Here is a 16,454-nt window from a genome sequence, read left to right as displayed (position 1 = left end):
CAGAGCGGCTTCTTCATCGAGCTGCAACGGATCGATGCCATGTTGCTTGCGCTGGAGCGGAACGAAACGTCCCGGAGGTTCCGGCAGAGGCAGCCTGCCCAAAGCATATTTTACAGCGATCTCCCACGCGGAGACTGAACTCAGGAAGATTTCGTTGTCTGGATCCGCGAATATTTCGCGCGCGTCGTCCGAAAACTCGGGCGCGTCACTGACCGCCCACAGGAACGTGGCGGTGTCCAACAACACCCTCACGGTTGCTCGCCATCAAACGCTTTGATGAATTCAGCAGGAAGGGGTTTAAAGAAATCGCGCGGGACCTTAAACTTTCCTTTCGCCAAGCCAATCGGGCGCTTGGCTTTCCGCTGAGGCGGCAGCGGACGAATTTCCGCAATCGGAATATTTCGCTTGCACAAAAGAATGGTTTCTCCGCGAGCAAGCCTTCCAAGGTAACGCGAAAGATGAGTTTTTGCTTCGTGAATGTTCAGCCGAATCATCGTTCTTGTGTAGCCTAAGTAGTGAACTAAGTCAACGATCTGCCGTGGAGCCGACCACCTCGTGCCTATCGCCTACTTGATCACCTTATCCGCCCGGTACAGCATGGACTGCGGGATCGTCACGCCGATCTGCTTCGCCGTCTTGAGATTAATCACCAGCTCAAACTTCGTCGGCTGCTCCACAGGCAGGTCGGCGGGCTTGGATCCCTTCAGGATCTTGTCCACGTAAGTGGCTGCGCGCCGGTAGCTGTCCGCGAGGTCCGCCCCGTAGTACATGAGCCCACCGGCATCTACAGCTTCTCTGTCGTTATACACCGACGGTAGCCGGCTCTTTAACGCAAAGCCCGCGATCCGCTTTCCGTTAGCATTCATTAGCGGGCCACCGCCGGGCACATAGAGTCCATCCGGGCGCTCCTTGTTTAGCGCAGCGAATACCTTCTCGAAACCGTCCGTATCTCGTACCTCCCAAGACCGAACAGTCAACCCCAGCGCACGCGCCGCGACTGGGAGAACCTCTTTCACCTCGAGTACATTGGGCCGATTGGCCGGATCGTAAAAAACCGCGACACGGGCAAGTTTGGGAACGGCTTCTTTGAGCAGCTCCAGCCGCTTCCCGCCTAGCTCTCTGGAAAGGAGAGTAAGGCCGGTGACGTTGCCGCCGGGACGGGCAAGGCTTGCAACTAGGCCTGCCGCGACAGGATCGGACCCGGCGCCCAACAGAACGATGGGAATCGTCTTGGTCGCATTCTTGGCTGCCCGGGTCACCCTGTCCCCTCCTGCTGGCACGATAATATCAACCTTGAGACGCACCAGTTCCGCCGCAAGCTCCGGGTACCGATCGAGCTTCCCCTCCGCATATCGGTACTCGATGGCGATATTCTGTCCTTCTATGTAGCCAAGCTCGCGCAGAGCCAGCCGAAATGGCTCGGAACGCGTGGACTCAGTAGCTGGATCGAACGGCGATAGATACCCTATCCGCGGGACCTTCTTCGGCTGCTGCGCGTCGGCGCGCTGGATGCAAGCGAGTATTAAGGTCACGAGTGCAAAGAGAAGGATTTTTTTCTTCACCAGTTTCTCCATTCAACTTCCTCTCCCCGTGGGAGAGGACAGAGGTGAGGGTTCAGTGCTCTAGTGAAACAGCCCTCACCCTAACCCTCTCCCAGCGGGAGAGGGATGAATCCAAAAAAGTTAGAACCGCAAATTCAAAATCCCAAATGGGTTCACTTGATGACTTTATTGGCCCGCTCCAGCACGCCGACCGGAATTGTCAGACCGATTTGTTTTGCCGCCTTCAGGTTAATGATGAATTCAAACTTCGTTGCCTGCTGCACCGGCAAATCAGCCGGTTTTTAGCTTCAGTGCCAGAGCCGCAGGCCTGAGCTCCTTCAGTTGGAGGTCTTGTGATATCGTGGTGTCCGGCAACCGTAAAAGTCCAACTCGAGCGAGCTTGGAGACTGCGTCCTTGAGTATCTCCAACCTTTTTGTGTTTAGCTCGGGCGATAAACTCGCGAAACCGGTGACATTGCCTCCCGGCCGCGCCAGACTGGCAATCAGACCTGCACCCACAGGATCGGCAACATTCGTCATCACGATGGGGATGGTCGTGGTGGCGCTCTTGGCCGCTAACGCCGATGGCGTCGCTACGACCACGATCAGATCAACCTTTAGACGAACCAGGTCCGCCGCAAGCTCAGGCAGGCGCTCAGACTTTTGCTCGGCAAACCGATACTCAATGGTGATATTTTTTCCCTCGACCCACCCAAGCTGACGCAACTCTTGCCGGAACGCCTCCAAGAGAACCGGGCTACCGGAAGCAGTGCTTGGATCGAGGAAACCGATGCGGGAAACTTTCCCTGTCTGCTGCGCCGTGGCCACAGCCCCGCACATTGTGAATGCGAGAGCGAGGGCGACGATGCCACCCCATTTTAGATTTTCGATGGTTCGACATGGCTCACCACAGGTTTTCGATTTTAGATTGTCGGAGCAAGAATTCAAGAATCGTTTCCGCAATGTGTTGTGCATCAGATTTTTCCCGTAATCTAAAACCTGGCCCGAGCAAGGCCGAAGGATCGGCAATCGAAAATCTAAAATTTCTTAATCGATCCCCAGCTCCTTCCATCGCTTTTTCACCTGAGCCCGCGCGGGTTCTTCGGGGAGGCAGGAGGGAGGATGCCTGAGGCCGCCCCACTCGGGCCTGGGGTCCCAGTCCATCGGCCAGGTGGCGTCGATCAAAATCTTGTCGGTGTTGCCGACGCCGCCGGTCCTGGCGAGAACGTCCGGATGGTTCGAAGGGTCGAGCTCGCCGCCGGAGAAGCCGCGCATGATTTGCACATCTTCCGCCGGTCTCACCCGGTTGGCGATGGCGATCATGATCTTGTTCAGGTCGCTGATGTCGACGTCGTCGTCCACGACGACCGTCATCTTTCCGCCGCCGCCAATGCCCCAGAGAGCGGCGGCTGTTTGTTTGGCCTGTCCATAGTAAGATTGCTTGATCGAGATCACGGTGACCGTGCTGCCGCCGCCGCCGACGGAGCGGAGCCCCTTGATGCCTTCCACGCCGCGGTCCTCCAACTGATTCCACGTCACCGCCGCGCGAATCGGGCCGATCGCGGCGTTCGATTCCGTCGTCAGCGCGGGCGAGATGGCGCCGACGTAGCGGGTCGTGTGGATGGGATCGCGCCGGTGCGTGATGCACTTGACGTGGAACACCGGCCGGCGCTCGTCCTTCAACGTGACGTAGTGTCCCGTGGCCTCGCCGAACGGACCTTCCGGGCGAAAATCTTCGGGATCGACCGTCAATTCTCCTTCGAGAACGATCTCGGCCTCGGCCGGAACGGCCAGGTCGATCGTCTCGCACCGGGTCAATTCCAGCGGCGCCTCGCGCAGCGCGCCGACCATTTCGTATTCGTAGACGCCCGAGGGGAAGTTGACCGCGGAGCAGATGAGGCAGAGCGGATCGACGCCGATAGCCACGGCCATCGGCATGCGCCGGTGTCCCGCGTCGCGCCAGCGGCGCATGTGGACCGCTCCGTGGTGGTGCACTTCGATCAGCATGCCGATCGTGTTGCGATCCTGGATCATGCCGCGGTAAGTGCCGACGTTGATCCAGCCCGACTCGGGATCGCGCGTGATGACGTTCGACCAGGTCATGACATAGCGGCCGCCGTCGCGCGGATGGATCTTCGGCGTCGGGAACTGGTAGAGATCGACGTCGTCGCCGGTCAGCACCACCTCTTTGCAGGCGCCTCCCGAGACCATCACCGGTTTCAGGGGGTGCCGCAAACGCCGCCGGACCGTTTGAATCACCTCGTCTTGAGGCGCGTTGGGCGACAGGCCGAGGGCGACTTTCCCCCGGGCGGCGCTCTCGATGAAGTTTACGGCCAATCTCTTTCCCCGCGTGGTCTCATGGTCTTTGATCTTCTCGAAGATGAGCGCGGGACTGCGGCGCACGAGTCCCTCGAAGGCGACGACGCCCAGCTCTTCATCCCAATCGACGGGAGCGGTGACGTGTTTCAGATCGCCGATCTCTTCCAGCCTGGCGAGATAATCGCGAAAATCTTTGTAGGGCACGGATCCCTCCGTAAAAGTTTTTCGAAGCGTTCGAGACGTGTCGTCAGAAAAAGATGCTGAGGTTCCTCGTAGTCAATACTGCCTGATCCAGCAAGATGGTCCTTCGCGCCAGGCGCCAACGTCCGTCCACTTTGCGCAAAAGATCCTGCCGCTCGCCTGAATAGGACGAGGGGGCCGACGGGGTGGGGCGATCGCGAAAGACCATAACGTAGCTCGAGACTTCAAGCTCGTCGGGGTTCGGCGTCGCGCGCACCCGGACGTTGGTCACGTGATGGCGCGTGCGCGAGGGCGGGCTTTCCGCCCAAGCGAAGTCGGTGCCGAGGCGGTTGACGCGCAACCGGAGCGAGGCGATATTGTCGGAGAAAATCTCGGTCTCGGTCGTATCCGCCTTGGCCTTGCGCGAGCGGTTTTGGCGCGCGGGCATGCGATAGGTCAGATCCTCCGTCATGAGCTCGAGCCATTCGGTGAAGCGCCCCGCATCGAGCAGCTCGGCTTCGTCGTAAAGAAAATCGAGAGCTTCGGCGTAGAGCGGATCCGTAGAGGCGAGATTTTTTTTGCGCGCGTTCATCTCTCTCCCGCTAGTGTCCTGGAATTAAAGTTCGCTTAAGAATTGCAGTATACGATAACGGCTGACTCACACCTAATTCCCTCTTGATCCCCCTTTTCAAAGGGGGAATTTTTCTCCGTTACTCCCTAACCCCTCTTTGAAAAAGAGGGGAAGGGGAGATTTTTCGCCCGAACGATGCAGCAATTATTCCACGAAGTTTTGATACACCAAATGAGCGGCTTTCTGCCTCACGCCTCGCTTTGTATCAGCTCCTGCCAGCGCCGGTAGAAATGGCGCTCGTTCACCTCGAGAAAAGTCGGGCGCTGGAGATAAGCGGTGCCGGGTCCGGGCCATGCCGGAGCCGGCGTCGCCTCCAGACCCATCTTGTACTGGAGGTCCAGACGGCGCGCCATCGAGCCGCGGAGCGCTTGGGTGATCTCGCCCCAATTCTCCATGTCGTCTTGCTCGAACATCCCCGCCATGCCGAAGCTTCTCAGATAGCACTGCCTCGACGCTTCTTTCCACCACGCGGGAGCATTTTTGTCGACGAAGCACCACGACCAGACTTCCATCTTCTGCGGCCCCTTTGGCTGCCACTGGCGCAGCGTGAGAAAAGAGGCCGTTGCTTCGTCGGAACCGGCCAATTCTTCCGGCAAATGGGACGACGTGTTGAGAAAACTCAGGTTGGGAAAGAAATTTCCCACGATCACCTGGAGGCTTTCCATCAACTTGAACTGTTCGGGGCTCAATTGACGCTCAAGCTCGGGCCAAAGCGATTGGGGCAACCCGAGATAAGATTGGTATTTGGTTTCGTAGGGCCACGATGTGATCGCAGCCGCGTGGCCGCCGGGCGTCGGGAAGGTGTAGCTGTCTCTTTTTCCGCCGATGGTTTCGATTCCTAAAGCTGTGCGGAAACCGTGCGTCGTAAATATATGAGTGCCGTCGCCGGCGAAGTTGGCGGCGGCGAGTTTCCAGTTGGCGTCCGTCGTCCACCGCATCGGCCCGCCCACAACCTCAGCCCCATCGCTCCGCCCGAACATCAAATCCAACACCCATCTCATCTCGCCTAAATATTCCTCAAGCCCCTCCGCCTTCTCATCCCAGCTCCCGAATATCAGCCCCCGGTAACTCTCCACCTTCGCCTCGCATAGCCCCAGACTCTCTTTCTCCAGCCTCCCCTGATATCCCTCAAAAAACGGCACCGCGGCGAGCTTCCCCATGTTGCTGTAGGTCCAGCCGTGATAGGGGCAGCGCATCTGCGCCGCCTTGCCCACGTCCTCCGCGCACACCCGGCGGCCGCGGTGGCGGCAGACGTTGAGAAAAACCCGCGCCTTTCGGTCCTGTCCCCGCCACACGATCACCGGGTCCTCGCCCATCCAGCGGGTGACGAAGTCGCCCGGCTCGGGAATCTCCGAATCGTGCGCCAGAAAGAGCCAGGAGCGGCTATAGATCCGCTCTTGCTCGAGGCGGTAGATCTCCTCGTCGACGAAGATTTTCGCGCTCACCAACCCGGCGTCGGTGTCAACCCAGGGCGAGGTTTCTTTTTGCGTGGGATTTTTCATTCGCCCATCACCTGTTTCAAGAAAGCGGCGAGCGGTTCCTCTTGCGCCAAACCTTCTTCGGTGCTGGAGATCTGCCAGCCCGGCTCGGGAATCGTCGCCGGCCTTACGTGATCGGTCGGAACGTCGAGGCGGACGCTCGGCATCCCCGACGCTTGCGAGAAAAGCGTGGCGCCCTCCTTGGAGAGAAGCCAGTTGATGTAGACTTTGGCCGCGTTCGGGTGCGGCGCCCGGTTGGCCGGGGCAACGTTGCCATAAGCGGAGGTGACGTGCGTGCCTTCTTTTAGCTGGCGGCCGTCGATGACGGCGATCGGCAGTCCTTGATCGATCAGCCTGACCGTGTCGATGTCGCTGCAGATGCAGATGGAGAATTTCCCCTGCGCGAGCCACTGCGCGGCCACCCGGTCGTCGCGCAACAAGGTCAGCTCCTGCTTGACCAGCTCGCGGATGAATCCGGTCCCGAGGCTCTTGTCGGTGAAGAAAAATTTGAATGTGGAGTTGCCGTACCCCGACGTGCGCGGATCTCTGCCCATGACGATCTTATTTTTCCACTTCGGGTTGAGGAGCTCGCGCCAGCTCTTGAATTCATCGGCGCGGGCGAGCTGGGTATTGATGAAGAGGTACTGGCCGGCGCCGAGAAGCACCGAGAGACCGACGTGGTCCTTATCGAAGAAAGGCGGCTCGCCGCCGCGCCAGACCTTGCGATCTTTCACCTCGTTCAGAATGAGCGCCGGCTCGATCGGGTCGAGCGCGCCGATGGGCCGCAGCCCTTTGACGAGCGTCGTTGTGCCAGCGATGAAGAGATCCCAGGAAAAGATCCCCCCCTGGCGCTCACGCTCGACCCGCTGCGGGATTTGGAATCCTCCGGCGGACAGGTATTCGACGCGCACCCCGTATTTTTTTGTGAAGCCGTCCGCGAGCGCCTCGCGGAGCTTTGCCCCGGCGGGACCGATGAGGTGCACCTCGCCTTCTTTTTTTGCCGCCGCGACCACGCGCTCCCATTCCTGCGGAGCGCCGCCCTTGGGCGCGGTTTGGGCGGAGGCGTGAGAAGAAGACAACAGCGTCGCCAGCGCCACTACAAGATAAACGACGTAAAAAAGATAACGTCCCATAAAAGACTCCTCAGGTTTGCCGTTATTCCCTCACGAGCTTCTGCCAGTGGCTGTAAAACTCCCGCTCGTTTAGCTCCAGAGGCGCGGGCTTCACAAACGCCGCCGGTCCCCGCCAGTTGCTGGCCGGCAGCGGTTCCAGACCCATCTTATACTGGAGCGATAGCCGGCGCGCCACCGGACCGCTGAGCGCCTGGGTGATCTCGCCCCAATTCTCCATGTCGTCTTGCTCGAACATTCCGGCCATGCCGAAACTTCTAAGATAACATTTCTTCGAAGCTTCTTTCCACCAGGCGGGAGAATTTTTGTCGACGAAGCACCACGACCAGACTTCCATTCGCCGCGGGCCCTTCGGCTGCCACTGGCGCAAGGTGAGAAAGGAAACGATATCGCTTGGCGCGCCGCCCCATTCCTCGGGCAGGTGCTTCGACGTCGTGAGGAAGCTCAAGTTGGGAAAGACGTTGCCGATGATCCCGACCAGAGGCCGCATGATTTCGAGCTGCTCGCGGCTTAGATGCCGGTCGATTTCCGGCCAGATCTCTTTCGGCAGGCCGAGGTAGTGGTCGCTCGCGGTCTCTCCCGCCCAGTAGGTGACGACGCCGGAGTGACCGTTGCGCATCGGCATCGTGGAGCTTTGGATCTGCGGCCCGCGCATGGTGCCAAGGTTCAGTTCTTTAAGAAAGCCGTGGGTCGTTCCGATATGGGCGCCGTCGCCGGCGAAGTTGGCGGCGGCGAGCTTCCAGTTCGCATCCGTCGTCCACCGCATCGGCGCGCCCACGACCTCAGCCCCTTCGCTCCGCCCGAACATCAAATCCAATACCCAGCGCATCTCACCTAGATACTCCTGAAGCCCCTCCGCCCTCTCATCCCAACTCCCGAAGATCAGCCCCCGGTAACTCTCCACCTTCGCTTCGCAGAGCCCCAGACTCTCTTTCTCCAGCCTCCCCTGATATCCTTCAAAAAACGGCACCGCGGCGAGCTTCCCCATGTTGCTGTAGGTCCAGCCGTGATACGGACAGCGCAGCTGCGCCGCCTTGCCCGCGTCCTCCGCGCACACCCGGCGGCCCCGATGGCGGCAGACGTTGAGAAAAACCCGCGCCTTTCGGTCCTGTCCCCGCCACACGATCACCGGGTCCTCGCCCATCCAGCGGGTGACGAAGTCCCCCGGCTCGGGAATCTCCGAATCGTGGGCCAGAAAAAGCCACGAGCGGCTGTAGATGCGTTCCTGCTCGAGGCGGTAGATCTCCTCGTCGACGAAGATTTTGGCGCTCACCACCCCAGCGTCGGGGTCAACCCAGGGCGAGGTTTCCTTTTGCGTGGGGTCTTTCATATCAGGAAGATCCCTCACCCTCGCCCTCTCCCAGAGGGAGAGGGAAGGGGTGAGGGTTTTCGAATCACTCGCCCAAGAGTTGCTTCAACAGAGCCACCAGCGGGTCCTCGATCTTGATCGCTTCCTCTGAGTTGGTGATCGGCCAGCCGGGCTGGGGGATAGCCCAGGGCTCCACATGATCGTTGGGCACGTCAACACGCAGGCTGGGATCGCCTGTGGATTTTGAGAAGAGGAGGCCGCCCTCTCTCGACAGAACCCAATTGATGTAGAGTTTTGCGGCGTTGGGGTGAGGGGCGCGGTTCACTTTCGCGACGTTCGCGAAGGCCGAGGTAACGTGAGTGCCCTCCTTGAGGTGTCCGCCGAGCACCGCTTTCACCGGGAGGTCCTCTTTGATGTATCGATCCATCTGAAGATCGCTGCAAATGCAGATCGGGTACTGTCCCTGGACGATCCACTGGGCGGCCGTCCGGTCGTCCTGGAGGATTTTCAAATCTTGCTGGACGAGCTTCTTGATAAATTCAGGGCCGAGCTCTTTGTGGATGTAAAAAAAGCCGAATGTGGATTGGCCGTAGCCGGAGAGGCGCGGGTCGCGACCGATCAGGATCTTGCCCTTCCAACGGGGATTGAGAAGCTCCTTCCAGCTTTTGAATTCCTCGATCTTGACGAGGTTGCTGTTGACGTAAAGGTACTGTCCGGCGCGGCGCAGGACCGTGAGGCCGATCCGTTCTTTATCGAAGAACGGCAGCTCGCCGCCGCGCCAGGTCTTCGGGTCCTTGACGTCGGGGAGGAGCAGGTTGGGCTCGATCGGATCGAGGGCGCCGATGGGCCGGAGCCCCCTGATCAACGTGGAGGTGCCCGCGATGAAAACGTCCCAGCCATAAACGCCGCCCTGTCGCTCCCTCTGGACCCGCGGCGGAAGCTCAGGACCGCCGACGCCCAAATACTCGACCTGCACGCCGTATTTCTTCTCGAACGTTTCGGTCAGCGCTTGCCGGCGCGAATCACCCCTTGGGCCCGCGAGATTCAGCCGCCCCTCCTTTCTTGCGCCGGCCGTCAATTTTTCCCATTCTTCCTGCCAGCTTCCTGCGGCAAACGAGTTGGGGACAAGCAAGCACGACAAAGACAGCGCCAGCAGGCTCAACCGTGCAACCATATTTTTCTCCTTCGACGCGCGTACGCTATCAAGATGCGAGTAGCATATCAAATTGCGGGTGGCGATGGCGCCGATTTCGGGGTTCGTTCTTCATCGGGTGGATCCGAAATATGATTCTGCTGAAAAACCTTCCGTTCATCCTTCGACCCTTCGAGGGGCCTCAGGGCAACAGCCTTTAGTCCCGAGCCTGTCGAGGGGGTCAGAACGAACGGTGGAGCGGTTGAGATCATTGGAGATTTTCCGTTCATGCTGAGCCTAGTCGAAGCATTCTTAGGGTTTTTCAGCAGAATCGATATATCAATTCTATCCATGCGACGCTCTCTACCGAACGTGAAGAAGTTGACAATCGACGCGGCGAGAGATATTTCGCCACTTAAAAGCCAAGATTCAGGAAGGGTTAACCATGGCGAGCGATCTTTCGTTTCCGACCTTCGAGTCTTTTAAAAATTGGTTTGCCGAGAAAACCCGGAATCATCCGTTCAAGGTTCGACGCTATCAGGGCCGGTTCTACGAGGATTTTGCGGCGGGCCGCGTTCAGCGGGAATTTCTCAAAGAGTACGCCCGGCAGTTTTACATCTTCATTCAGATGACCAACGCCAACGTCACCTGGACGCTCCTCAATTACGTCGATCTCTGGCGCCAGCACCCCGAGCTCTACAACATCGTCGCGGCGAAGATGGGCAGCGAGCTGTGCGACCCCGCTCCGGGAGGCCACGGACGAACCTACCTGAAGTACGCCCGCTACCTGGGCTTGAGAGACGAGGAGTTGCTGAACAGCAAGCCGATCCCGGAGCTGGAGGCGCGCTTTAACACCGCGCTTCTCTACCGTTCCCAGAGCCCGGCGCAGACCGCGGTGCGCTGGATGCTCGAAGGGTTCGTCGGTTACAATATGGGGTTCTGGCGCGAAACGCTCCATGAAAAATACGGCGTGCCGAACGAGGCCTTGGAATATTTCGACATTCACGTGGAAGCCGATCTCGGCGAGCACGGCCCCGAAGGCGAGATGCTGCTGCAAAAGCTCTATCAGCTTGGGATGGTGCAGGAAGAAGATCATCCGGGGATGAGTCTCCAGGTCGAGCGGGCCGTCGAGGGCAATCATCCGGGAAGCCAGACCTTTTCGTGGCAGAACGCGCTCTATGACAGATACCTTGCCGAGCAGAAAGATCGGCCCGATTGAGGAGGCGTCATGGATGATTACGATCGGATGGATCACTGGGCGCTCGGAAAAAAATACAACGAGGTGCTCCAGCGTCTGGCTCGCGTTGAGGAAGAAGTCGAACGGAGGCGGGAGCAGGACCTTCACGTGATCAAGCCCGATCAACTCGTATGGCGCAACCAGCACGCCGGCCTGGCGTCGGCCGAGCGCGGCTTCAACGCGCACAACTTCCACAGCTTTTTCCATGAGCTTCCGCCGGGCACCTCCGAAGGCGCGTATCACATGCACGGCGAAGCGGTTAAATTCTACCTCAAGGGAAAAGGAAGGGAGATCATCGGCGATAAAGAGTACGAGGTCGAAGAAGGCGACGTGATGCTGGTTCCCGCTCATACCTGGCACGGGACGCAAAATCCGTCCGCCGACACGGTGATCTTCTTTGCGGTCGCCCACAGCAACGCCGGCACGCCGCTCATGCGCCACCCGATCTTTCGCACGCGCGGCGACCTCGAGGATCAGCGGCTCAAGCGAGTGGAAAAAGAGCGTCTTGCGGACGCGGACTACGCCAGGCTCGGAAGCTGGGAGCTGTCCATGGTGAAGCATTATCTCCTGCACGATTTGGGCGGCATCGAGGTGGAGCTGGAGCGCCGGCGCGGCGAAGAGCGGCACCTGATGAGAAAGGGCGAGCTTCAGTGGGGCGATCTCGTCGAAGATCTCGGGCTCGACACGCCCGGTAAGCCGTATCGTTTCGCCAAGGCGGTTTTTCCCGAGCTTGGGTTCAAGGCTTACAACTTCATCGCCTATTTCGTCGAGGTCCCGCCGGGAAAGACGGAAGGCGTCTACGTGACGCAGGGCGAGACCGTGAAACTCTATCTCGAAGGAAAAGGGAAAGAGACGGTGGGAGAGAAGGAATACGACGTGGAGAAAGGCGACGTGGCCTTTGTTCCGGCCAACACCTGGCAGTCGACTAAGAATCCTTACGATAAACCGCTGCGCTTCTACGCGGTCACCCACGGACGCGGGATTCCCGCCGTGTCGCCCGTGCTCTACCGCGCACGGGGCGAGGCCAGGGGACTGTAGACGAGACCGAGATCGGGAATGTTCATTATCACTGGATCGCCCTTGTCTACGAAAGCCGCCACCCGCTCTCCGAGCCCGCGCAATAGGGCACTACTTAATCCCGCCGCCGGTGTCGGATGCGCGGTCTCTCCGACCGGGCGGTGGCTTTCTCTTGCGAGGCCGAAGGCGCAAGGCGGAGGGTCGCGGACGTCCGACAAGAAATGCTCGACTCATGGTACAGACCTATCGGCCGCGACCCGGAGTCTTGCGCCCGAAGGCCGCGCTTTTGAGGGAATGCGGTTGAAAAAATTTTCCTTGGGTGTCTTTGCAGCCGGCTTGCTTTTTCTCCTGCATACGACCGCGGATGCCGCTGAAGTTCGACCCGAATGGGCGAAGACCGTTCAGGCGGCAAAAAAAGAGGGCGAGGTCACCGTGTACACGGATGCCTCGTTCGAGCCCCTCTTGCAGGAATTTCGCAAGCACTTCCCTGAAATTCGAGTGACCTCCGTAACGCCGGAGCGCTGCGGCGGCCAGCGGATCATGGCCGAGCGCAGGGCCGAAAAATATCTCGCGGATCTTTACGTCTGCGGCGCGGGAACCGCCTATGACATACTACTCAAGGCGAAGGCCCTCGAGCCTCTGAAACCCCTTCTCCTTCTTCCGGAAGTCGCCGATGAGTCCAAATGGTGGAGGGGAAAGCATCAGTACATCGACAGAGAAGGCGGCACCATTCTCGCCTTTAACGGGCTGGCGCAGGCTTACTTTCACTACAATACGAAGCTCGTCAAGCCGGAGGAATTCAGATCGTATTGGGATTTTCTTCAGCCCAAGTGGAGAGGAAAAATCGTCATCTCGGATCCCACCATGGGGGGCGGCGTCACCGGCGCCCTAAGATTCCTCTATTGGACGCCGGAGCTCGGGCCCGAGTTTTTGCGCCGGTTCCTCGCCGAGATGGAAGCGACCGCCACGCGCGACCTGCGCCAACTCATCGATTGGCTCGCCGCGGGAAAATTCGCCATTGCGGCATTGACTCCGGCGGATCGAGCGGACATACCGGAGGCCAAGCAGCAGGGATTGCCCGTCAATTGGTTTGATTCGAAGCGATTCAAAGAGGGCGCGCCGATAAGCTCGTCTTCCGGCAATGTCGCCTTTCTGAACAAGGCGCCTCATCCGAACGCCGCGGCCGTCGTATTGAACTGGCTCCTTTCGCGCGAAGGGCAGCTCGCCTATCAGCGCATCGTCGGCGGCGATTCCCTCCGGATCGATATCCCCAAGGATGAAGTGCCGTCCCATGTCCGGCGCGTCGAAGGCGCGAAGTACGAAGTCATGGACAACCCGGAATGGCGCGATATGAGCCCCGTTCTGAAGATCGTCCAGGAGGCCTGGAAGAAAAAAGGTTAGCGCATGGTCCTATCGCCGGTCATGGTTATCGGCGGGGCCGGATTTCTCGGCGCGCACGTCTGCCAACTGTTCGCCGAAAGAGGCTTCACCGTTGTTTCGTTCGACTTAAGATCGGGAGCGGCCCGGCCGGGAGTGGAATTTTTTCACGGCGACGTCTTGAGCCTTCAGGCGTTGAACGATTGCATGAACCGCTTCCGGATTCGCGGCGTGATTCACCTGGCGGCGACGGGCAACGAGGCCGCGGCGCGAGAGCATCCGCTCCCCGCCCTCAATCTGAACGTTCAAGGGACGATCAACGTCGCCGAGGCGTGCCGGCTGCAAAAAATCCAGCGGCTGGTTTACGTGAGCACGGGGGGAGTTTACGGCCGGCGCGAGGAGCGGCGGCCAGCCGCCGAAGACGATCCCATCACGTGGCGCGGAACGCTCTATCATCCGAGCCACTACATCGGCGAGATCCTGGTCGACATGTACCGCGAGGTGTACAGGCTCGATGCGGTCAATCTTCGGCCGCTGGCCTTCTACGGCCCCGCCGCGAGCTCGAACAAAGAAGACCATCTCCGGCGGAAGTCGCTCTTCTTCGGCCCGTGGCTGCTCAAGCTGCTAAAAGGAGAGGAGGTGGAGGTGCGAAACTGCGATACGCTTTGGGACCTCACTTACGTGAAGGACGTGGCGCAGGGAGTCTACCTCGCTTACGCGGCAGAGAATCCGCAGCGCCGTCTGTTCAACATCGGTTCCGGCGTCTTGATTTCGTATCGCGACATCGCGGCGGCGATCGGGAAACTTTTAGGCGGCGCGCGCTTCCGCCTGATCGGCGGAGTGGAAGAGAACCCGCTTCGGCCTTTTCGCGGGCCGCTCGATATTTCGCGGGCCAGGGAAGAGCTTGGCTTTGCCCCGCAGTATGATTTAGAACGGGGGATAAGGGAGCTTGTGGAGTGGGCGACGGAGGGAGAAGAATTGAGATGATTCTTTCAGAGGTCGGATCGCTTCAAGAGTACGAAGAGTGGTGGGAGAAAGAGGCGCGGCCGCTCTATGAGGAGTGGCTCCGCTTGCCTTTCTTCGCCGAGCTTAGGGCGGGGAAGCTGGGGCAAGAACGGCTCGTCAAGTGGCTCGAGAATTGGTACAACCTCGGCTTGGAATGCGACATTCACCGGCCGGTGCTCTGGCCGCGGCATCACTACATTATCGGCCGCTATCCCGAGCTGGAGGAAATCGTCACGGAGCGGGGCGGCAAGCCGCTCAATCACCCTTACCCGGGAGGCCATGTCGCCGGCTTGCGCAAATTCGGCAACGCGCTGGGAAAGAGTCATCAGGATCTCCTCGGCGCGCGCGTTCTTCCCCAGACGGTCCATCTCACGAGCTTTCTCAAATCGCTTTATCTCGAAGGGACGCTCGCGGAGTTCGCCTCACAACTGATCGGCGAGGAGTATTTCATCGAGGTCTGTAGGTCGTTTCAGAAAGCCCTTGCGGCGGCGCCTTTTAATGTCGCGGGAAAGGACCTCGATTACTTCAAGTACTGGCCCGACTGCTTGCTCATGAAGTATGGCAGCCCCGGACGATTCCTTTTGCGCTCGCTTTTTGACAAGGGACTCGTTGAAGAGCGGCCCAACTTCGGCATCCGCCACGCGGCGACCCGCCACGCGGAATATCTGCTGAGACTTTATCGGGAGTTGTAGCAGGCTAAAAAAGGGTTCGGAATGCTTCGACAGGCTCAGCATGAACGGAAAATCTTCTGCGTATCAAAACCTCCGTCCTGAGCTTCGTCGAAGGACTCCGAGGGAGTTTTCCAGCAGCGTCGGAAGGCGGAAGGATGAAGCTCCATGACTGAAGCGGCGACGGGCTTTCGTACTTTCGAATCATTCAAGTCGTGGTTCGAAAAGCAGACCAGCAATCACCCGTTCAAGACCGGCGAGCGGATGGGGCGCTTCTACGATGACTTTTTCCAGGGCAAGGTGCCCGTCGAATTTCTGCGCGAATTTGCCTGCCAGTATTACATCTTCATCCAGTTGACGAACGCGAACGTCACCTGGGCGCTTTTGAACCACGTCGATCTCTGGCGCCGCCACCCGGATCTTTACAGCATCGTGGCGGCCAAGATCGGGAGCGAGCTCTGCGATCCCGCGCCCGGCGGCCACGGACGAACCTACATCAAGTACGCCGAGTATTTGGGATTGAAAAGAGAGGATCTCCTCTTCGCCAGGCCGATCCCCGAGATCGAGATCCAATTCAACACGGCCCTGGCCTACCGGACGCAGCGCCCGGCGCAAACCGCGGTGCGCTGGATGTTGGAGGGATTCGTGGGCTATTTTGTGAAGCGCTGGCGCGACACCTTACGCGAGCGCTACAGATTTCCTGAAGACGTTCTCGAATATTTCGACCTGCATATCGCGGCCGATCTGGGCGAGCACGGCCCCGAAGGCGAGATGCTGCTCCAGAAGCTTTACGGTCTCGGGCTTGTAGAGGAAGCCGACTATCCGGGCATGCGGCTCCAAGTCGAGCGGGCGGTGGCAGGGACGCGCCCCGGCAGCCAGACTTTCTCGTGGCAGGACGTGCTGTATGAAAGATATCGGCAAGATAAAAACGGCGGATAGTGAAAAGGTTCAACGAAACTGTTGAAAAACTTGCCGTTCGCCCTTCGACACGCTCAGGACGAACGGTGGATACCTTGAAACAGTTGATCTATTTCCGTTCATGCTGAGCCAGTCGAAGCATGAAAACTATTTTTCGCATGGCGCAAACTGAAGCGGATTACCACAAGGCGCTCGAAGAGTGCGTCGGCGAGCTTTTGAAAAATACCGGACGGTGGTTCCGGTTCTCGGCGAGCGACGAGGTGCGGATCGAGCATTTAAGAGCGCACGTGAGAGAGTTCATTCATTTCGTCCACGCGTTCCCGCGCTGGATCGCGGCTTTGACGTCGAGGACGCCGCACTACGAGATCCGGCGCTTTCTGGTGAAGAACCTCTACGAAGAAGTCGTCGAAGACCCGATCGCCGGCGCGCCGCACTACGAGTTCATGCTGCGTCTCGGCGAAGGGACGGGTCTCAGTCGCGCGGAGATCGAGAACTCGACTCCGAGTCCGGCG

18 protein-coding genes are annotated in these 16,454 nt (G+C 59.3%); 7 read left to right on the top strand and 11 right to left on the bottom strand.

Translation table 11 applies throughout. The features are described 5' to 3' along the window. From VGL70_22840 to VGL70_22790, 11 genes are all read right to left on the bottom strand, one after another. The coding region (locus VGL70_22840) for a type II toxin-antitoxin system VapC family toxin (GenBank protein ID HEY3306367.1) at window positions 1–240 on the bottom strand (240 nt) is incomplete at its 3' end. Window positions 241–248: 8 nt separating this feature from the next. Next, on the bottom strand, window positions 249–494 hold the full coding sequence (locus VGL70_22835; protein HEY3306366.1) for a type II toxin-antitoxin system Phd/YefM family antitoxin: 246 nt from the start codon (window positions 492–494) through the stop codon (window positions 249–251). A 72-nt stretch (window positions 495–566) separates the two neighbouring features. Further along, window positions 567–1,574, bottom strand: a complete 1,008-nt coding sequence (locus VGL70_22830; GenBank protein HEY3306365.1) for an ABC transporter substrate-binding protein — start codon at window positions 1,572–1,574, stop codon at window positions 567–569. 140 nt (window positions 1,575–1,714) lie between these two features. Further along, a complete protein-coding gene (locus tag VGL70_22825; protein HEY3306364.1) occupies window positions 1,715–1,825 on the bottom strand; it encodes a hypothetical protein in 111 nt (36 codons plus the stop codon). Window positions 1,826–1,832: 7 nt separating this feature from the next. Continuing rightward, complete coding sequence (locus tag VGL70_22820; protein ID HEY3306363.1) at window positions 1,833–2,516, bottom strand: ABC transporter substrate-binding protein; 684 nt, start codon at window positions 2,514–2,516, stop codon at window positions 1,833–1,835. Between the two features lie 72 nt (window positions 2,517–2,588). Continuing rightward, window positions 2,589–4,064 (bottom strand): UbiD family decarboxylase, encoded by a 1,476-nt coding sequence (locus tag VGL70_22815; protein HEY3306362.1) that lies wholly within the window; start codon window positions 4,062–4,064, stop codon window positions 2,589–2,591. 43 nt (window positions 4,065–4,107) lie between these two features. Next, window positions 4,108–4,632 (bottom strand): aromatic-ring-hydroxylating dioxygenase subunit beta, encoded by a 525-nt coding sequence (locus VGL70_22810; GenBank protein ID HEY3306361.1) that lies wholly within the window; start codon window positions 4,630–4,632, stop codon window positions 4,108–4,110. Between the two features lie 227 nt (window positions 4,633–4,859). Further along, window positions 4,860–6,173, bottom strand: a complete 1,314-nt coding sequence (locus tag VGL70_22805) for a Rieske 2Fe-2S domain-containing protein (protein HEY3306360.1) — start codon at window positions 6,171–6,173, stop codon at window positions 4,860–4,862. Next, complete coding sequence (locus VGL70_22800; protein HEY3306359.1) at window positions 6,170–7,282, bottom strand: extracellular solute-binding protein; 1,113 nt, start codon at window positions 7,280–7,282, stop codon at window positions 6,170–6,172. The genes VGL70_22805 and VGL70_22800 overlap by 4 nt, the downstream gene beginning before the upstream one ends. 22 nt (window positions 7,283–7,304) lie before the next feature. Beyond that, window positions 7,305–8,609, bottom strand: a complete 1,305-nt coding sequence (locus VGL70_22795) for a Rieske 2Fe-2S domain-containing protein (protein ID HEY3306358.1) — start codon at window positions 8,607–8,609, stop codon at window positions 7,305–7,307. Between the two features lie 64 nt (window positions 8,610–8,673). Continuing rightward, window positions 8,674–9,762 carry an extracellular solute-binding protein gene (locus VGL70_22790; GenBank protein ID HEY3306357.1) on the bottom strand — a complete coding sequence of 363 codons (1,089 nt, stop codon included), beginning with the start codon at window positions 9,760–9,762 and terminating at the stop codon, window positions 8,674–8,676. A gap of 403 nt (window positions 9,763–10,165) precedes the next feature. Between VGL70_22790 and VGL70_22785 the strand changes: the two genes are divergently transcribed. From VGL70_22785 to VGL70_22755, 7 genes are all read left to right on the top strand, one after another. Continuing rightward, window positions 10,166–10,939: an iron-containing redox enzyme family protein gene (locus VGL70_22785; protein ID HEY3306356.1), complete on the top strand. Its 774-nt coding sequence runs from the start codon at window positions 10,166–10,168 to the stop codon at window positions 10,937–10,939. Between the two features lie 9 nt (window positions 10,940–10,948). Continuing rightward, the gene (locus VGL70_22780) at window positions 10,949–11,995 is read left to right on the top strand and encodes a cupin domain-containing protein (GenBank protein HEY3306355.1); all 1,047 of its coding nucleotides are present in this window, start codon (window positions 10,949–10,951) and stop codon (window positions 11,993–11,995) included. 273 nt (window positions 11,996–12,268) lie between these two features. After that, the gene (locus VGL70_22775) at window positions 12,269–13,375 is read left to right on the top strand and encodes an extracellular solute-binding protein (GenBank protein ID HEY3306354.1); all 1,107 of its coding nucleotides are present in this window, start codon (window positions 12,269–12,271) and stop codon (window positions 13,373–13,375) included. Between the two features lie 3 nt (window positions 13,376–13,378). Next, window positions 13,379–14,338: an NAD(P)-dependent oxidoreductase gene (locus VGL70_22770; protein ID HEY3306353.1), complete on the top strand. Its 960-nt coding sequence runs from the start codon at window positions 13,379–13,381 to the stop codon at window positions 14,336–14,338. Then, window positions 14,335–15,048, top strand: coding sequence for a hypothetical protein (locus VGL70_22765; protein HEY3306352.1), 714 nt, complete (start codon window positions 14,335–14,337; stop codon window positions 15,046–15,048). Before VGL70_22770 ends, VGL70_22765 begins: the two co-directional genes overlap by 4 nt. A gap of 144 nt (window positions 15,049–15,192) precedes the next feature. Next, window positions 15,193–15,963, top strand: a complete 771-nt coding sequence (locus VGL70_22760; protein HEY3306351.1) for an iron-containing redox enzyme family protein — start codon at window positions 15,193–15,195, stop codon at window positions 15,961–15,963. A gap of 119 nt (window positions 15,964–16,082) precedes the next feature. After that, the coding region (locus tag VGL70_22755; protein ID HEY3306350.1) for an iron-containing redox enzyme family protein at window positions 16,083–16,454 on the top strand (372 nt) is incomplete at its 3' end.

It is taken from the genome of Candidatus Binatia bacterium, from assembly GCA_036504975.1.
GTDB lineage: Bacteria > Desulfobacterota > Binatia > UBA9968 > UBA9968 > JAJPJQ01.
The sequence above is the reverse complement of the archived record's forward strand: the minus strand, read 5'-3'. Positions and strand labels throughout refer to the sequence as shown.